17 protein-coding genes are annotated in these 18,514 nt (G+C 48.1%); 9 read left to right on the forward strand and 8 right to left on the reverse strand.

Going from position 1 to position 18,514, the window contains the following annotated elements; genetic code table 11:
• Window positions 1-25: 25 nt before the first annotated feature.
• From SMSP2_RS11010 to SMSP2_RS11025, 4 genes are all read right to left on the reverse strand, one after another.
• Entirely contained in the window at window positions 26-1,333 is a 1,308-nt protein-coding gene (locus SMSP2_RS11010; RefSeq protein ID WP_146684034.1) for a Gfo/Idh/MocA family protein, read from the reverse strand.
• A gap of 111 nt (window positions 1,334-1,444) precedes the next feature.
• Window positions 1,445-4,516, reverse strand: a complete 3,072-nt coding sequence (locus tag SMSP2_RS11015) for an FG-GAP-like repeat-containing protein (protein ID WP_186804694.1) — start codon at window positions 4,514-4,516, stop codon at window positions 1,445-1,447.
• A 244-nt stretch (window positions 4,517-4,760) separates the two neighbouring features.
• Window positions 4,761-4,955: a hypothetical protein gene (locus SMSP2_RS11020; RefSeq protein ID WP_146684038.1), complete on the reverse strand. Its 195-nt coding sequence runs from the start codon at window positions 4,953-4,955 to the stop codon at window positions 4,761-4,763.
• Between the two features lie 15 nt (window positions 4,956-4,970).
• Entirely contained in the window at window positions 4,971-5,831 is an 861-nt protein-coding gene (locus SMSP2_RS11025) for a PEP-CTERM sorting domain-containing protein (RefSeq protein WP_146684041.1), read from the reverse strand.
• 177 nt (window positions 5,832-6,008) lie between these two features.
• Here SMSP2_RS11025 and SMSP2_RS11030 point away from each other — a divergent pair, with 177 nt between their 5' ends.
• Window positions 6,009-7,193 carry a XylR family transcriptional regulator gene (locus SMSP2_RS11030; RefSeq protein WP_146684043.1) on the forward strand — a complete coding sequence of 395 codons (1,185 nt, stop codon included), beginning with the start codon at window positions 6,009-6,011 and terminating at the stop codon, window positions 7,191-7,193.
• A gap of 189 nt (window positions 7,194-7,382) precedes the next feature.
• The gene (locus tag SMSP2_RS11035; protein WP_186804695.1) at window positions 7,383-9,494 is read left to right on the forward strand and encodes a DUF3604 domain-containing protein; all 2,112 of its coding nucleotides are present in this window, start codon (window positions 7,383-7,385) and stop codon (window positions 9,492-9,494) included.
• A gap of 54 nt (window positions 9,495-9,548) precedes the next feature.
• Here SMSP2_RS11035 and SMSP2_RS11040 read toward each other — a convergent pair whose 3' ends face one another.
• The 4 genes from SMSP2_RS11040 to SMSP2_RS11055 form a co-directional block, all read right to left on the reverse strand.
• Window positions 9,549-9,923, reverse strand: a complete 375-nt coding sequence (locus SMSP2_RS11040) for a hypothetical protein (protein ID WP_146684047.1) — start codon at window positions 9,921-9,923, stop codon at window positions 9,549-9,551.
• Between the two features lie 58 nt (window positions 9,924-9,981).
• Window positions 9,982-10,803, reverse strand: coding sequence for a prepilin-type N-terminal cleavage/methylation domain-containing protein (locus tag SMSP2_RS11045; RefSeq protein ID WP_146684049.1), 822 nt, complete (start codon window positions 10,801-10,803; stop codon window positions 9,982-9,984).
• A gap of 203 nt (window positions 10,804-11,006) precedes the next feature.
• On the reverse strand, window positions 11,007-11,804 hold the full coding sequence (locus tag SMSP2_RS11050; RefSeq protein WP_146684051.1) for a fumarylacetoacetate hydrolase family protein: 798 nt from the start codon (window positions 11,802-11,804) through the stop codon (window positions 11,007-11,009).
• Between the two features lie 7 nt (window positions 11,805-11,811).
• Complete coding sequence (locus tag SMSP2_RS11055; protein WP_146684053.1) at window positions 11,812-12,570, reverse strand: hypothetical protein; 759 nt, start codon at window positions 12,568-12,570, stop codon at window positions 11,812-11,814.
• A gap of 220 nt (window positions 12,571-12,790) precedes the next feature.
• On the opposite strand from SMSP2_RS11055, the gene SMSP2_RS11060 reads away from it, so the two are divergent.
• The 7 genes from SMSP2_RS11060 (at window position 12,791) to SMSP2_RS11090 (ending at window position 18,507) form a co-directional block, all read left to right on the forward strand.
• A complete protein-coding gene (locus SMSP2_RS11060; RefSeq protein ID WP_186804696.1) occupies window positions 12,791-13,732 on the forward strand; it encodes a tetratricopeptide repeat protein in 942 nt (313 codons plus the stop codon).
• 403 nt (window positions 13,733-14,135) lie between these two features.
• The gene (locus tag SMSP2_RS11065) at window positions 14,136-14,750 is read left to right on the forward strand and encodes a DUF502 domain-containing protein (RefSeq protein WP_186804697.1); all 615 of its coding nucleotides are present in this window, start codon (window positions 14,136-14,138) and stop codon (window positions 14,748-14,750) included.
• A gap of 41 nt (window positions 14,751-14,791) precedes the next feature.
• Window positions 14,792-15,124, forward strand: a complete 333-nt coding sequence (hpf, locus tag SMSP2_RS11070) for a ribosome hibernation-promoting factor, HPF/YfiA family (protein WP_146684058.1) — start codon at window positions 14,792-14,794, stop codon at window positions 15,122-15,124.
• A 22-nt stretch (window positions 15,125-15,146) separates the two neighbouring features.
• Window positions 15,147-15,617: a PTS sugar transporter subunit IIA gene (locus tag SMSP2_RS11075; protein WP_146684061.1), complete on the forward strand. Its 471-nt coding sequence runs from the start codon at window positions 15,147-15,149 to the stop codon at window positions 15,615-15,617.
• A 38-nt stretch (window positions 15,618-15,655) separates the two neighbouring features.
• On the forward strand, window positions 15,656-15,946 hold the full coding sequence (locus SMSP2_RS11080; protein ID WP_146684063.1) for an HPr family phosphocarrier protein: 291 nt from the start codon (window positions 15,656-15,658) through the stop codon (window positions 15,944-15,946).
• 13 nt (window positions 15,947-15,959) lie between these two features.
• A complete protein-coding gene (gene ptsP / locus SMSP2_RS11085; RefSeq protein ID WP_146684064.1) occupies window positions 15,960-17,699 on the forward strand; it encodes a phosphoenolpyruvate--protein phosphotransferase in 1,740 nt (579 codons plus the stop codon).
• Window positions 17,700-17,844: 145 nt separating this feature from the next.
• Window positions 17,845-18,507: a TIGR03936 family radical SAM-associated protein gene (locus SMSP2_RS11090; RefSeq protein WP_146684065.1), complete on the forward strand. Its 663-nt coding sequence runs from the start codon at window positions 17,845-17,847 to the stop codon at window positions 18,505-18,507.
• The last annotated feature ends 7 nt before the right edge of the window (window positions 18,508-18,514 follow it).

Consider the following 18,514-nt stretch of genomic DNA (forward strand, 5'->3'; position numbering starts at 1 on the left):
CGTTTTTTAACATAGCGGCGATGATTCAGACGAATACTTCATCCAATACCGCTTTGTTTTTTTGGGCCGGGGGCGATAATCTTCCTGCTCTGTTTATAACTTTGTTTTCTTTTCTTGCCCGTTCAGCGTCGAAAACCATGAAATGCGACTCGAGTGTCTCGGCGGGGCCTGTTATAATCTCGTCGGGGTTATCGGTCTCTATCGCGGCTATAAAACTGCTGACCAGGCCCATATCTCCGCCGCCGTGGCCGCCAATGATGGTGCCGTCGGCGGAATTGCCCTCATAGACATCGCGTGAACCGGTGAGAAAATCATAGATTTCTATATGGGATTCATTGCCGTATATTTCGCCTTTTGTGCCGAAGATTCTGGTTTTTCTCGGGCCGGCGTCTATTGTAAAACCGGTCATTGTGAACGATACGGTGCTGCCGTTTTCAAAAAGCATGTTCACTACCTGGTGATCAACGACAGTATTGTCACAGTCAAAGACGCACCTGCCGTAGGGCCCTTCCTTGAGAGCCTGCGTAACTCCCTTTACAGTGAGATCTTTTGTTATGGTTCTCACGGGCCAGTCAAAATCGCCTTTCTCTGCCCGGCCTATATAGATTTTTTTCGCCGAATATGGGCACTGCGGCTCTACAGGGCAGTCTAAACACCTGTGGGCGGCACCTTCGGGCTGATTTTCTTTTTTGAAATATTTGAGATTCCCAAACGACGATATACTGCTGCACGGAGAATCAATAATATACCTCAGCCAGTCAAGGTCATGGCAGGATTTGGCCAGAAGCATTGAAGACGACTCATCTTCGTTTCTCCAATGCCCTCTTATGTATGAATGGGCCTGGTGAAAATATCCAACCGGCTCGAGGTGCTGAATACATATAATATCTCCGATAACACCTGAGTCTAAAAGCTGTTTGAGTTTTTTGGTATATTGTGTATATCTCAGGACATGGCACACGGAAAACAGTTTGCCGCTTTCATTGGCGGCCTGGACAATCTCACGGCACTGGCTGCTATCAGGCGACATCGGCTTTTCCAGCAGGACATGATAGCCCTGCTTAATGAAATACATAGCCGGCTCATAGTGCTGATTGTCCTGGGTGGCAATTACCACCGCGTCTGCTATTTTACCTTTGCCGGTCAGCTCGCGCCAGTCATCAAAGATATTCTCATCAGCTATATTATGCTGTTTTACTATCGTATCCCGACGAATGGGGTCAGGCTCCGCTACTGCGACAACCTCTGCCTTCGAGCTGCTTTCCAAGATACATCTTGAATACGAAACTCCTCTTGAGCCTGCTCCAATAATCAGGAATTTAACTTTTGACATTTTCAACTCCGCTTATATTAAATTCAATTAAGTTCTATCTCTAAGTAAAAACACGGCAGCCGCCGCATACCGGTAATTTTTTCTTTAAACTGCATCAGCGTCCTTAAATAATTATTCCAGAATCCTTACGATTGCCTCGTCGCCTTCAATGTATGCCCTGTTGAAGTAAAACACCCTGCCGGTCTCGGTTCCGATAAGCAGATCGGGCCTGCCGTCATTATCCCAGTCAACAATAGAGGGCCCTGCGTTGTGGTTTGCCAGACGCTCTTTAACCAGATCGCCCCTGTCTTTAAATAAAGGACGCTCGTTATCCGTAACATTTTCATAATACCTCGCATTGACATTGTCCAGGATCAAATCATAATCACCGTCGCCGTCCCAATCCGCAAGATTTACAATCGTCCTTCCAGACATGCCCGCCCTGGCATTGGGTGCCCTGTTCCAGACAAGTGCCTGGCTGTATGGAGTTTCAAATGTAAAAATATTCTGCGGCTCATTGAGCACAAGTTTTCCATCAGGCGTCTTTGACCTCAGGTACAGTGCCAACTCTCCGGTATGGTCAAGCGTAACATAATCAGTCAGGCCGTCACCGTTGTAGTCTATTGCTTCCGGCCTGGTGCGCCAGACGGTAATCAGCTCATCTGCCTGCGGTATAACGGTTGACCATTCAGGATACAGCGGCTCATCTTTCCAGTCAACTTCCATGAGCGTCCCTCTTTGGAGCCGCGGGGCTGTTTTGCTGCCGATATTTCGGAACAGGACATGCTCACCCCTTATGCCGCTTACGATCAGGTCCTTAAGCCCGTCGCCGTCCCAGTCCGCCGTTTCGGCGTTATTGTACTGCCAGCAAAGCTCTTCGATACCCTGTATCGAGCCCTCATCGCCGGCCCTTAGCTGGATCTTGCTCCCGCCTGCTCTCATATCCCGCGGATGCGACCAGAAAGGCTTAGTGTCTGTGCCGAGATTCTCGTAGTATTGCAAAGTATTCGACGCGGCTATAATCAGGTCTTTATCCCCGTCGCAGTCCCAGTCAACCGCATGGGGTACAGAGATTGAACCCCCATCAACAACCGGACGAGTCTGGTTGAGATAAACCGGCTGACGAAGCTGAGGCTTTTTGCCCTGCCCTGCGATATTTTCCATAAAGCCGACCACGCCGTCCTCACACCCGTAAAGCAGGTCCTTATCCCCGTCGCCGTCCCAGTCAACTACAACAATGTTGATCAGAGCCTGCGGGATATTGATTTCCCGCCTGTCGTATGTTTTGATCCGTTCGGCATGGGGAAATTGCGGGTTGGCGTCTGTGCCGGTATTTTCATAGAAATACAGCTCGTGTATAAAACCGGCTGATATGAAATCCGTATCGCCGTCGCAGTCCCAGTCTGTCGGTATATACTGCCATTGCAGATCCACTTTTGGGATATCTATCTCTACCGGATTTGCCGTGTCTATCAGCGGCTCACCGGCGGTACCGACATTTGGGTAAACGTAAATAGACGGAGTAACCTCGTCTTTTCCCAGACTGCCCAGCTGGGATGCGATTACATCGCCGAGGCCGTCTTTGTCCCAGTCGTACCAGAAAGTCTTGGCCTCTGTCTTTATCGGCTCTGCCGTAAACCTGAAGGGTACAATTTCATCTATAACGACATTGCCTTCTTCATAATGCCACTTCCACCATTCCTGGCTGCTCCTGCCAAGCACCATTATATCCATCTTCCCATCGTGGTCCACATCGCAGAACTGCGGGATCACAACCCCTGATATGTAACCGTAAGGGGTGTTGTCTCTTATTATCAGCCTGCCCGGCGCGAAGGTGTCTTTTTTGTTCAATTCATCGCTGATATTCTCAAAATAGTAATGGCCGACCTGCAGCTCAGTGCAAGCACGGGTTTTGAGCGTACCGGAGTTCATCCACAAATCAAGATTGCCGTCACCGTCTATATCGAACACATCAAAGACGCCGCTTATGCCCGAACACAGCATTCCGGTTGTGTCTTTGCGTCCGATTCTCAGCCTGTCTCCATTGCCGACCATCGGTATCTCAAGCGGATACGGCTGCCGATAACCCTTCGCTGTGTCGTAGTAAAAGGAGTAACCCGCCTCGCGGCTGCCCTGATGGGTAAACCTCAGCACTGCCGAGGGACTGTAAAAGAGAGAGTCATCGATTTGAAACGGGATAAAAAATCTGTTTTCGCCTGACTGTGATTTGTCATAAACAACCGGCTCGCCGCTCTGTGGGTCATACCGAAGAAGCCTGAAAGAGTTGAGAGCTTTTCGTTTTTGAGCAGGCGTAAGATCCATCCACTCTTGGGTAAATTCTATTTCCGCCTTAACCGGCAGCCTGTCCCATTTATCATTGACAGGCTCAACATGTATATTTACACGGTATCTGTTTTTGCCTATATGCCGCGGAGTTGTGTTGAAGTTTTCCGGCAGGGCCCGGCTCTTTTGCGCCGGCGGCTGCGACGGGTCATCATCAAGCCAGGTGTCTGTTATTACAACCTCATCGATAACCCCGTCAAAGTGCTCCATTCTCATAAGAGCCGTCTGGTTGGAATTTGTGCCCAGATACATATCGTATGCCATCGCCTCGGGCAGTTGAGGTATCGAAGCATCCTCAATAACAGCCCATTCGCTGTTATCGGCCTTCAGTGCCAGCATAGACTTTTCACGATCCCAGGACATACATACTCTGTGCCATTGATCCGCTTTCCAGTCCTCAATGGGGACATTTATATTGCTTCTGCCGCCCTCTTTGCTGCCGGTCATAAGCCACAGACCGGGCGGAGTCTTATCGTTTCTAAGACGCAGCTCAATCATATCTCCGGTACGAATGCGGATACTGAAAAGGCATTGAACCTCGGGGCCGAACTGCTCGCGGTTTTTGCCGGGATTGTAGTTGGGCTTTACCCACATACAGACAGTGGCGAGATTAAAGCTGATATTTTCATCAGTCTCATACCTTATGTACTCGTTGGGCCTGCACCAAAGCCCCCGGCCGCTCTTGCCCGTTACAGGTGAAAGGCTGTCATGAAAAACTGCCGCGGCGCTGCCGCCGGCGTAATCGGCTCTGAAGCCGTCATCTTCAAATGAATTGTAAAACAACACCTCACCCGAAGCATTTATTGCCCAAAGGCTTAGAAGAACATAAAGGTATATAAGGCTTTTTTGAAATATCTTCATTGTTAAAATCCTGTTATTCATCGTAATAAAGCTGCAATCCTGAAATGCGGTTCACTGCTGTCGGCCGGATTCGAAGAAATCCAGTTCCAGGGAAACTTTCCTGCCGTGAGTAATGTAAGCTGTAATTGCCGGAAAAAAAATAGACGGACTATTTTATTAGTCAAGGGCACTGCCTTTCAAAAAAAATGGGGAGTATCCGAGAACACTCCCCACTATAAAAGTTATAATTTAAGGGGGTATCCAATCAGTAATACTGCACGCTGAGCCACTCTGCGGCCATTAAGGCAATATCAGCAATATCTACGGTGCAGTCATCGTTTATGCCCTCCTGGCCGATAATATCGCCTGCGGGGTAGTCGAACGGCTCACTGGCAAGTTCCGCCCCAATTGCCGGCAGAATAAAAGCCGACAACAATAAAAGCAATACTGTTTTTTTCATGATAATTTCCTTAGATTATTTTTTTCTTTTCAGAAAAACGCCTGTCATGCCAAAACCGAACATAAGCATGGTTGTCGGCTCGGGTACAACTACATCGCTAAGCGATGCGCCGTAGTTAAGCTCATCGAAAACCGCTGAGAAGCTCGTGTTGGAGCTGTCTGCTACCAGCATGTTTACAAAATCATCCGTTGTCAGCGTCCTGTTAGAATGCGGCGCGCTGGGGGCAAGCGCATGAACTGCGATCAATTCCTCTACTGTTATGCCGCCCGCTTTGATCTGGTCATAATGGCTTTCGCTCAGCACCCACATCGTTGCCTCGCCTCCAGTGGCCTGGCCCAGGTCGGCAAAACGTGTTACCATCATAAAAGTCTCGCCGCTCTGGACATTCCATCCGCCGCTGGCTGCTGCGCCGGCACCGTAATCAACGGCAACACCTTGTGAACCGCTGTTTTTGGGCTTCATTCTGAGCTTGAGGCCGTGCCTTATAGATGCTGTTCGGCTGGCAACCGAAGCCAGGGGAGCGTCCGGCTGGGCATACAGAAAACTGACCCAAAGGTCGCCGGATGTTACGTTTATGCCGACCGCCCTCCTGGCGATTGCGTCAGCAAAACCGTCGTTACTCGTCATGGTGATGCGGGCGGCGTTACCTGATACCTGGTAATCACTGAATGAAAGACCTTCTACTACAGTTGCCGTTCCGTCCGGGTCTGTCATCGTCCAGGCTCCGCCCCAGCCGATTCCGCCGTCGTTTCCGGCAAGCTCACCCAGCTCATACTCAAAAGACTCGCTCATCAAAGCTGCCGCCCAGATATTGCTAACACACAATACCGCCATAACAACTGCTGCCATAAATAAATTTCTTTCTGATTTTCTCATTTCAATCTCCTTAGAATAGGTTAAAAATTTATGCCTGATACGGCATTCCACTAATACCCATCATTATACTATAAAATTGTTCAATAAAAATACCATATTCGGATTATTTTTTCACAATTTACGCAATATTGATTGCGTTTCTTTTTAAAAAAACTATAATCCAATTTAAATCGGATTATGTTTACTCAAATACCAAAAGTAATACTGGCAATCGAAGATTCCAGTTCATATTGCAGAGACCTTATCAAAGGGATTTCTCGTTACGCACGCGTTCACGGGCCATGGTCGATCTACAGGGACATTCATGATTCATCTTATCTGCACGGCAGAAACTACAGGAAGGAATTCTATGAGCATCTTCAGGATATTGAAGCTGACGGACTGATAACCAGAAGCCCCAAAAGGACGATGAAACTCACCCGGAAGGGCATCCCAACCATAGTTGCCATTACCGAATCCAAAGCCGTAGGCGATTTCCCTAAACTCCAGATAAATCATATCGCGGTGGGCGAGATGGCCGCAAAATACTTCCTTGAAAAGGGTTACAAAAATTTTGCTTTTTACGGCGACACAAAATACCTCTGGACAAAGATGCGGTATAAAGGCTTCCGCAATATAGTCGAGAAATCCCGCTGCTCTCTTACATGCTACGACCCCCCCCCGGCAAAAACCATAATGCAAAAGGGTTTTGGCTACAAAATAAACCATATTGCCGACTGGCTCAGCTCCCTGGAGAAACCCATCGCGGTGATGGCGTCCAGCGATGCCTGGGCGGTGAATGTCATAGAGGCCGCCAGAATCGCCGGAATCAATATTCCCGAACAGCTCTCGCTTATAGGAGTTGACAACGATGTCCCGATTTGCGATACATGCTTCCCCCAGCTCTCAAGCATTCACCTTAACAGTGAACAGGCGGGCTTTAAAATTGCCGAGCTGCTTGACAGAATCATGAAGGGTGAGAAGACATACGAGCATATCGTAAAAGTTGAGCCCGTTCAGGTTATCACCAGAGTATCCACAGACACACTCGCCGTTGAAGACGAAGACGTGGTTACAGCGATGCGGTATATACGCGCAATGAAACGGGAACCTGTTCAAATCACCGAGGTTGCCGAAGAGGCGGCCGTTTCGCTGAGAACACTCCAGAAAAAATTCAAAGAAAACCTCAACAGCACTATCCTCGATGAAATAAAAAGAACACGCATAAACTACATAAAAGAGCTGCTGCTAAATACGGATATGAGCATTACCAAGGTATCTGACTTTTTGTATTTTTCCGGAACAAACAGTTTCAGCAGATACTTTAAGGCCAATACCGGCTACTCGCCTCTGGAATACCGAAAAAAATACGGCAGATATTGAAAACTTCTGAAAATTCTTTGCAAAAAAAAACCCGCAAAGGACCCTCAAGTGTTTAAATTGGCGCATTTTGTGAAAAAATAAACACGAAAAGAGATTCTCACAAGCACTGTTTGAGCGTATAATTTGAAAGATAATATTATAATCACAACTAACGCTTCACAGGAGAAAAAAATGGACAGGCGAAAGTTTATGAAAAACTTATGCGGCAGTTCCGTTATGATGACAATACTGCCGGCAGCCAACTCTTTTGCGCAGTCAATGAATACAGGTTTATTCGGGAATAAAGATCACATGAAAGACTTGAGATTCTTTTCAAATCCGCTTCTTGGAAATACAACAAAAGTCAGCGTCTCACCAGATAAGGTTCAGAGCGAATCTTATAACACCTTTACTTTTACGATAGTTCTGGGCGAGGACGGACTTGCAAAGGGTGAGAGCATCGGAATTGTCAGCGGCAGCAACATCGACCGCTGGCAGTTTTCCTGGCCGGACCAGATGTGGGGCTGCCAGTGTCCCTGGCAGACTGAACGCTCGCAAGACGATAACTACATAACCGCAAGATGCAGTAACAGCGATGCTGAACTGGAATTAAAGGTCGGTGAGTTAGGCGGTTTCAAGCCCTACTGTAACGAAAGAGCCCATCTTGTCAGATCGCTTAAAGACAGACTGCGGTATGTGCTTGAGATAAAGGCCGGCAGTGAGCTTCGCCCAGGCGACGTCATAACCGTCACCTGGGGAGATAAGCGAGAAGGCTCAGAAGGCGTCAAGGCGCCTATAACAGCGATGAAATATTATTTTATGCCTTTCAGGTTTTCACTGCTTCCGGCGCTGGACAGCAAAACGCCTGTTCGCAGGGGCGGCTTTGACATGCTCCCTTCAATTACAGTAGCGGCCAAAAGCGCGGTGAGACTCTATGTGACAGCTCAGCCGTTTGTTCAGGCAGGAAAAGATATCGAGGTAAAAATATCGGCATTAGACGAGTATTTCAGTTTAGATGAGAATTTCTCGGGCGATATAAAATTAACCGTTGAGGGCGAAAATGAAACTATAACACGCTCTCTCAAGATGTCCGCGGCAGATAAAGGCTCGATAAGCACAAAATTAAAGATTAACAAAACCGGCTGGTTTAAAGCAAAAGCATCTTCCAAAAATATAAACGGATACTCAAATTACATCATCGCCGGCGAAGAAGAGCCGGAGAATAAGGTGTATTTTGGAGATATGCATTGCCATACGCTCGATTGCGACGCGACAGTGCCGCGGGAGCATCACTTCGAATATGCACGCTCCGCGGCCGGTCTGGATTTTATATCCGTTTCCTGCCACGCATCGCATTTGGGCAGCAAGCAGGCCTGGGATAACCTTCTCGATAAAACCGAGCTGTATCACGAGCCGGGAAGTTTCGTTACGTTTGCGGGCTATGAATGGGCAGGCGACGGACATTGCAACGCATATTTTGTCAACACCGGCGATGCCGAGCTGTTCTATAACCCGGCACTGGAACAGGAAGCGGAATTAGACGATCCGAAATTCAGAACGCCCGTGCCGATACCCGGAACCAGGGAAAAGAAACCCGGCAAGCCCTACTTTGTAAAAGGAGTGATAGATTTTCTTGAAGCGGTAAACAAACTCAACGTGCCGGCATTTGTAATAGGCCATTGCCACACCCGCTATCAGTTCGCTGATGATAATGTGATGTGGCTTTTTGAAATGCATACAACCCACCAGGTCAGCGACCAGGAAAAACGGTTTCAGCAGTTTGTCGGAGCAGCCGGTAAATACTTCGGAGTATGCGGCGGCAGCGACAACCACAGATTGCCCGCCGGCAGTATGATGCCAAACCCGGGAGAGAAATGGCCCAATCCGTTCGTGCCGGATATCTGTTACAATACAGCCGGATTACAGGCAACTTTCGCCAATAATCTAACACGAGAGAGTCTCTACGAAGGCATGAAAGCCCGCCACTGCTACGGCACTAACGGCTGTCGAATGGTAATCTCATTCAACTGCGGAGGCGCGATGATGGGTGACAAAACTGAAATCGGCCCAGGTCAAAAGCCGCGGTTCTCCATAAAGGTCGGAGGCACAGCGCCGCTCAAAGATATTGTCCTGTGGAAATACTCATCAGAAGACAGAGATTGGATTGAGGCAGAGAAATTCACAGACATCGGCAGTGACCGCTGGGAAGCAGAATTAGAGGACGAAAAATTCAGCAGTGACGCAATCTACTACCTCAGAGCTGTACAGGCAGACGGCGGAACCGGCTGGAGCAGCCCGATATGGGCTGCAAAAAAAGCCTGAACAGCCTCGGAGATGTCTATCGGGAATGACCGCCGCGATTAAATTGAACGGCGGTTATTCGCGATCCCGCTGTGTCTGGGAGAACCCGCACTCAGGGCAGGTATCGGGATAGCCGCGTCTTGCCGCGCCGTTGGGGAATAAAAATCCGCACTCCGGGCATTTATTTACACGCATTGCCCTGCCGCCGCACTTCGAGCATTCCACCGAACTCTCGAAATTATTATATTCATCTCGGATCATCTGGTAATACTCAGACAAATCCATCTCTTCGACATGGCCGCAATCGGCTTCAAAGCATTTTATATACGCGATCTCGCCCTTATAATCTTCAATCCCGTCAGACTCTTCCTTAAAACTCATAGCAATTATTACAACCGCCAAAGCAAGGCAGACCCCTGCTGCGAGCAACTTGGTTTTGTTTTTTTTCATAATCTAAATCTAAAACGATATCTTAGAAATATTAAACGGATTTATTGCCGCCGTCAGACTACTCAAGCCACTGCGGTTTACGGGGCAGCCTCAGGTCTGTCCTGAACTCACGATGCCATTTAAGCCGCCACAGCTCTTGCAGGCCGCTGTTGCGAACTGACTGATCAAGAAATATCAGGTTTATCCCCTCATCATGCCTCTGCATACAGAATCTTGCCAGGTTGTAACCGCTGTTGCCGCTGTAAAAATCCTCATACGGCGGCAGAGCATCGGTATCCTGCGGCCAGGCACTGATAAACATGCAATCGCCCATCAAGGGAACATTATCGGCATTGTCAACGTCCAATGAACGCCAGTACTTCTGATAGCCGCCGGTGGGTTTCTTACCGCCCTGCGGGGGATTGGTTATCCAAGAGTTCAAACCATAACTGCCGGTAGCGCCTTCTACATCCCAGTTGTTCCCGGAATTGCCCTTAAAAACTCCCCAGGCATATTTGGTGGAACCAATAGCGGTATTCTTTGCAACCTCACTTCGTGACCGCGACGAGCTGGGGCAAAGCAGAATTTCAGGAGTCTGATAATACGGCTCCCATACTTCCAGCCAGCTTTTATCCTTTGCCGGGTCGGCAACGTTGAATCTGCCGGCATGGAACCGGTTATTATTGTCCTGGGTGTACATCTGAGCGATTAAGCCCCACTGTCTAAGATTAGACATACACACAACGTTTTTGGCAGAATCACGCACTTTCTGAAGTGAAGGCATCAATATCGCCATCAATAAGGCGATGATTGAAATCACCACCAGTAACTCTATTAAAGTAAAACCGCCCAAAGACTTACGGTAACCGCCACGATATTTAACATTATATTTCTTATTCATAGTATCATTAAACCTCATTGCTTAAGAGTTATTTTATTATGCCTGATTATATTCGATTGAAGGATTATTACAATACCATATCAGGTTTAAAATTTCACATAATGCGCAAAACCAGCCAGGTTCAAAATCGCCCAAAGTATGCGAGGATAGGACATGTCAGATGTATAACTACCTTATATGCGGTAAGTTGACGGCAAAACAGCTCAAATTTTCTCTGCTGTAACCCTGTGTTCCAGCCGCCCGATGCCTTCGATTTGCATTTCCAGTTTATCACCCGGCCGCAGGAAAACCTTCGGCTCGCGGCCGACTCCAACCCCCGGCGGCGTGCCGGTGAGTATCATGCTTCCAGGCATAAGCGTCATACAGCGGGACAGATAGCTTACAAGATAGCGGCAGCCGAAAATCATATCGGACGTGTTGGAATCCTGCATCGTCTCGCCGTTGAGTTTGAGGCTGATGCCGAGGTTATCGCCGTCAAGCCCGGTCGCGATACAGGGTCCCGCCGGACAGAACGTGTCGAAACACTTGCCCCGGGCCCACTGCATATCAAGCCGCAGCTGGCAGTCACGGGCGGAAATATCCATCGCGCAGGTATAGCCGAGAATATAATCATCTGCCTGCTCGGGAGTTATGTTTTTAGCCGTCTTGCCGACAACTATCGCAAGCTCCGCCTCGAAATCCACCTCATCAGGCGCCATCGCAGGCAGTACAATATCCTCCCCGCTGCCGATAAGCGTGTTGAGGGTCTTGACAAAAACAACCGGCGCATCGGGCAGAGGCCTGCCGCACTCGGCGGCGTGCTCACGGTAATTAACTCCGATCGCGATTATCTGCCGCGGCTCAACCGGTGCCAGAAGGTGTGCCTGGTCAAAAGCAACCTCCTCACCGGTGATTTCGATTTTTTCGGCGAATGGGTCTTTGATGACCATATAACGGTCATCTTCTAATAAAGCGTAGAGGACGCTGCCTCCATGTATTTTCTGTATGCGTGCTATCTTCATGCGTTTTTTACTCCGCTAAATGCCTTATTATGCCGTATTTACGCAAAACAACCAAATCCGCCCTGCGGGGGGCTTCTTCCGCGGATATGCTATAATTAACATCCAAAAGCTCGACAAACTCCGATGTGTAATCCTTGAGGATCCCTTCTATTTCGAGCAGTTTATCACCTTTGATCAGTTCAAGAACCACCTTGTGCCCGATATGCCTCTCAAGCAGCGGCTCATAAGAGGTTGCGACAGAGCTTATAAGCTCATTTTTCATCTGGTTTACATATTTATCCTGGCTGGTCAGCATCGAGCCGGCGGGCGTGGTCTTCTTGACCTGGCTCAATAAAACGTTGATAACCTCGATTATCGAATCGCGAATAGTCTTGAATATGTTCTTGATACGCCTGCCGAGACGGCGGAGTAAACGCGGGTGATACGTCCGGGCAAGCTCTTTGTCGCGGCGGTTTCTGCCCCGCTCGTCGAGCTGGTCATGATAACGGATTACCGCCTGCATATTGGAGTATTCCTGTTTGTAAAGGATATAGCTGGTTTCGAGATGCCCGTCGCAATCTTTGTGCGGCGAGCAATAGAGAAGCTCCAGACCGGTATTCTCAAGACGAAGCCGGCCCCAGACCTGCTTGCCGCCGACATTTTCGATTACAACATCGAAGCCGACAAAACTCTTGAGGCACTTATCCCGGCTTCTTCGCCGGACAAAAGCACCGACAAGCGTCACAAGTGCGACAAATACAATCGTTATAAAAAGCGGGTTATTCAACGGTTTTCCCGGGTTAAAGGTGGTTAATTACGCGGCGGCGTGCCTGGACACCGCCAACTGCCGGCTGATTTTAAACATTCAGAGCCATTATGTCAACAGCTTCACCCCAACAATTCCCACTTGCCAAAGTTTAGCTTGCATGTTGTCAGGCTAACAGTTAAAATGGGTTTAGTATATAAATAACATGTATTCTCTGCCTATAGTGCGGAAAGGTCATTATATGAATAAAAAAATGCTCATAAGGTTAGGGGTAATAGCAATTGTTCTGGTAGGGATTTTCGCGGCGATTGTCTATGGCACATATTACCACGACGTAAGGTTTTACACAAAATACGGCGAGCTTACAAGAGACGCAAACAGGTTCTTCCAGGACGGTGAATACGAGAATTCTATGGCGTGCGTTGAAGAAGCCATCGAAATGCTGCCCCAGGACATAAGCAATTACCACATGAAGGCTTACATATACTACGAAATGGGTGATGAGCAAGCCGCCAAAGAACAGGCAACATGGACGGTGGAGAATTCCAGTAATTCGATGAGCAAATGCGAAAACCTGCTTTTCAGGGCCGGCCTCTACAGTGAAATGGGGCTGGAAGAGCTGGCAATGGCAGATTATGATGCAGCGATAGAACTTGTGCCGGATTATCCTGATCTCTACAGCTCACGCGCATCCGCCCTTTCACTCAACGGCAATTATGAAGCTGCCGTTGCGGACTATGCCAAGATGCTGGAACTTAACCCGAATTCAGCCATTGCATACTGGAACCGAGGCTGCGGCTACTACAAACTCGGAGAATTTGAGCTGGCCGAGAAAGACTTCACCAGCGCCAAGGAGGTTGTAAGAAGCGCCGGCGAGATGGCGGGCCTGCATACTGACTGGGCGATATGCGAGTACCGCTCGGGAGACCTGGAAGGCGCGAAAGAAAAACTCGCCCAGGCGTACGAATATTACCCCGAATTTGTTACCCACATGGCCGATTATCTGGTTAAAATGCCGCCGTTAGAAGAGATACAAGGCCCGATAAGCCCGGTAATGCAGCTTATTGTAGAGCCGGTAGATTTACCTATAATATGCTACATTGTTTCGACCTGTGCCGCTGAGCTGGAAGTCCTCAGCGCAGAAGATGCGGCAATACTGGCAGCAAAATCCGGAATAAATTAAACGAAACACCCGTTCTTCACTCTGAGCCCTGCGAACGGCCCAAGCAGGCGGCTTCTTTTAAGTCTTTTTTATACAAGGCCTTAACCGTCGCCCTTTTAAACTTGCAATGCTCTGTATTTTCAGAAAAAAGCCAATAAGCAGCACACAAAAAAATCTTATGCACTACCCTGCTATAAACGAAGTTTGTTAGTAGTTTGTTATTGACATTCTGGTTTCTTTTAAATATAATTAACTTAAAGCCTTGTAGAAAAAAGTATTTTACGGTGTTAGATGAACTTAACAGTTTTTCCCGGTTTCAAACCGTTATAATAAAATAAACATGCGGATATTAAAAACTTTTAAAAGTTACTTTATCAGGGGCATAGCCGCTCTATTGCCCACCATACTTACAGTGTGGCTTTTGATGCAGCTGTATCATTTTCTAAGCCACAACGTGAGCAGGCACGTCAACGTCTATATAGTTAAGCTAATTTCAGCATTTACAGACAATTACACCGTTGCACAGCTCGAAGCGTTCTGGGTCAGCGGCGGCGGCCAGGTAGCGGGATTTATAGTCCCGCTGATAGCAATCTGCATAATCGGCGCGATGCTTGCCAGCGTTATCGGCAGAAGTTTTCTTCATGCCTTTGACGATTTTCTCAAAAAACTGCCGCTTTTTAAAGATATCTATCCGTACCTAAAGCAGATTACGGATTTTTTCTTTTCTCACGACAAAATCCAGTTTAAACGGGTTGTCGCAATTGAGTACCCCCGCAAAGGTATATGGTCTTTGGGACTCGTTACGGGCGAAGGTTTGACCAGATTCCCTGAAATTGTAGGCGAGTCAGGGCGAATGCTTACAATTTTTATTCCAAGTTCACCGACCCCGTTCACCGGTTATGTCGTAATGATAAAGGAAAGCGACGCTGTAAATATGTCTTTAACCATAGAAGAGGCGCTTCGCTTTACAATAAGCGGGGGAGTTGTCACCCCCACACAATGGAATCAACATGTTCAGAAGAGTTCCGAACATGCTTAGAATATTATAATTGCAGTCTTTATGTCTAAAAAGGAGACGCTATGAACATTCAAATTACTGGAAAACATTTTGATGTTACCGATGCTATTCGGTCTCATACAGAAGAAAAAGCCTCAAGACTGCCTCGTTATTACAGCAGCATTCACGAAATCGAAATCGTTTATGGTACCTCTGATAATGGTATCTTTGCAGAAGTGATTGTGCGCTGCGGCCGCGGACATGTATTTGTGGCCACCGAAAAAGGCGAAGCAAAAAAAGACCTTTACTCCTGTATTGACAGTGTTTTCCACAAAATGGAGCGTCAACTTACAAAAGCAAAAGGTAAAGAACGCAACCCAAAACACGCAGCAAAAAGTGATGCGTTAGCGGGTTAATTTAGTTAATTACGGAGAACAAATGAACTTTAATGACCTTGTGCAGGAAGGAGCGATTGATGCAGAATTGCAATCCTCTGACCGGGATGCTGTAATAAAACAACTTGTGGACATGCTTGTTTCGATCGGTGATATAAAAAAGAAAGATGCCAAGGGCATTTTCGATTTACTGATCAAACGCGAGAATGAGGCAAGCACAGGGATTGGCAAAGGTGTTGCTGTACCTCACGTCAAACACAGCGGAATTAAAAAAGTTGTAGCGGCTATCGGAGTCTCACAAAACGGTATAGACTTTAACTCTCTGGACAAAGAACCCGTTTACGCGGTGATACTGATGATCAGTCCGGAGAAAGACCCGGACGCTCACCTTAAGGCTATGGAAATTGTGTTTAAAAACCTTCAAAAAGAAGATTTTCGCAGATTCCTGTGCCAGGCCAGAAGCACCGAGGATGTTCGCGATCTTCTTTGCGAGGTCGATGAAGGTGAAATTTAGTATTAATATTCTGGCTGTGCAATAAACGGAGTAAAACCTTGGCAGAGGTTCGTGAAATACATTTAGAGCTGAAAAACGAAGACGGCCTGCACATGAGGCCGGCGACACTCTTTACGGAGCTGGCGACACGGTTCCGTTCAAAGATAGAAGTTTCGCACAAAGACTTTGTTGCCGACGGCAAGAGCATTATGCATATTTTGATGCTCGGAGCCGGACCGGGAGCAAAACTAAAGATTACAGCCAGCGGCGAAGATGCCGAAGATGCTATAAATGCGATTCACGATTTAGTAGCTGTCAAGATGTTTGATTTGTCTCAAGAGCAGCAGTAATGAACTTGCAAGAATGAAAGTAATCAAAGGCATTGCCGTTTCGCCCGGTATAGCCATCGCCGATGCTATCGTACTCGATAGCGGTGAGATACGCATACCGAGGCGCAGAATCACGGAAGCGATTGTTCGTGAGGAGCAGGACAAGGTGCGCAGTGCCTTTGCCTCGGCGGTGCTTGAGCTGAGGAATTTCCAGAACAGCCCTGATGTTCATGAAAAGAACGTCAGAGATATATTCGCCTCGCACAAAGCATTTCTCAAAGACAGGGTACTGCGAAAGAGAATTAACGAGCGTGTCCGAAACGAGCTTGTTACAGCAGAATATGCCATATCGTCGGTAATGAGGGAGCTTGCGGAGTACTTTTCAAGCCTAAAAGACGTATATATCAGACAGCGGGCTTCGGATATATACAGCCTCGAAAGACGCGTGCTAAAGTACCTTATCGACGCTGTTCAGCAGGACATACAGACCGTCAGTAAAGACACGGTTATTGTCGCGCATGACCTGACCCCCAGCCAGACGGTGAGCCTGAACCGGGAATTTGTCAAGGGATTTGCCACGGATGTAGGCGGCCGAACAAGCCACACAGCTATCGTTGCAAGAGCGCTTGGAATTCCGGCGGTCGTAGCACTCGAGCACATCACAGATTTCGCAGAGCCGGGCGTTACCGTCATTATTGACGGAAACCGCGGTTATGCCATTGTTGACCCCGACGAGAAGACGCTCCTCGAGTACCGCGGCCTCGCAAAGGATATGAAGCGGCTCAAAAAGCAGTTCGCGGCATTGAAAGACAAAGAAGCCGTTACCAGGGACGGGGTTAAAATCACGATTCTGGGCAATATTGAGCTGCCCGATGAAGCAGAGCTGGTACTTAAAAACGGCGGCGAAGGCATCGGCCTCTACAGAACGGAATTTCTCTACCTGAAAGACGGCAGAGAACCTTCAGTCCAGGACCAGCTGCGGGCATACAAAGAAGTATCCCGAATCATGGGCTCCAGGCCGGTGGTTATACGCACAATGGACCTCGGAGCTGACAAGGTGGTTTTAGGCGGCGAGGAATTCACCCACGAACACAATCCCGTTCTCGGTTTTAAATCTATACGGTTCTGCCTCGAGAACATGGATATGTTCAAAAATCAGCTCAGAGCTATTTTGCTGGCCTCCGGCTGCGGCACTATCAGCGTGATGATACCAATGGTTACAAACCTTTACGAGGTTCGCCAGACAAAGATGCTGCTTCGTGATGTCATGGAAGATCTCGCAGAGGAGGGTATCAGTTATAACTCCGACATAAAATTCGGGGCAATGATAGAGACTCCCAGTGCCGCGATTATGTCCGACAGGCTTTGCAGAAATGTCGATTTTGTGAGTATAGGCACCAACGACCTCATACAGTACACCCTCGCTGTTGACAGGGCCAACGAACGTGTCGCAACGCTGTACAACCCCGGCGACCCGGCAGTTCTGCGGCTGCTTAGACTCTCTGTTGACAATGTCTTAGCCGCCGGATGCGGGCTGAGTGTCTGCGGAGAAATGGCATCCGATCCGGAGTTTATCTTTTTCCTTTTGGGTATAGGCGTGAGAACCCTTTCAATCGCTCCGGCGATGATACCTGAAATAAAGAAGGTTATTCTTTCCGTTTCAATTGAAGAATGCCGCCGGCTCGCCGAAGAGGCCCGTGATATGTGCTTCCCTGCGCAGGTAAGTAATCATTTCAGGGCCGCGGCAATGAAAATACTGCCGGAAACGTATTAAAATACAGAAAAGAAATTACATTAGTGAAAATAGACAGAAGAGACATACTGATTCCTATATCAGAAAACCGGATATTATTTCGGCATGGTTTCATGACCTCTGGTTACCTGCCGCAATGGGCTTGTAAAAGCACGGGGGCTCTGATATGAAATCTACGCTGGCGATAGGATTTTCAGTTAGCGGTCTTACAGGGTATCTTTCCCATCAGGAGATGATGCGCCTTTTTCAGCGATGCTTTATTCGGGCGGGCCTGAATCTCTGGTTCAGCCGCGGATTCAATCCAAGGCCGAAGATGACAATCCCGCTGCCAAGGCCCGTAGGGGTCAATTCTCTGGCGGAGATTATCTGCGTAAGCATTGAACAGGACGAAAATGAAAATTTCGATTCCGATGAGACCACCCGGAAACTGCAAAAACAGCTCCCCGAAGGGGTGAAAATAGAAACGCTCGAATGCTGTCCGGGCAAAAAAACTTTTCTGCCTCAAAGCGTCGAATATGTGATTTCTCCGAAGACGGAGTGTTTTGATGAGACGGTAAAAACCAGGGTAACCGCCGCGGCGCAAACCGTCAAAAGCGGCGGCCCGCTGCCGATCAGGAGGACTAATCCGGCAAAAAACATTGACAAACAGCTCAATGCGGCCGATTATATCAATTCAATAGAGACCGGAAACGGCGAAATTGTATTTGACTGCTCTGTTACACAGTCGGGGTCATTGAGGGTAGATGAGATGATGGAGCTTGCGGGCCTGAAGCCGGAGGAACTGGCAGGGCCGATATTAAGAAGAAGTGTACGATGGACCACAAAATAACAATAAC

This window comes from Limihaloglobus sulfuriphilus (genome assembly GCF_001999965.1).
Lineage (GTDB): Bacteria > Planctomycetota > Phycisphaerae > Sedimentisphaerales > Sedimentisphaeraceae > Limihaloglobus > Limihaloglobus sulfuriphilus.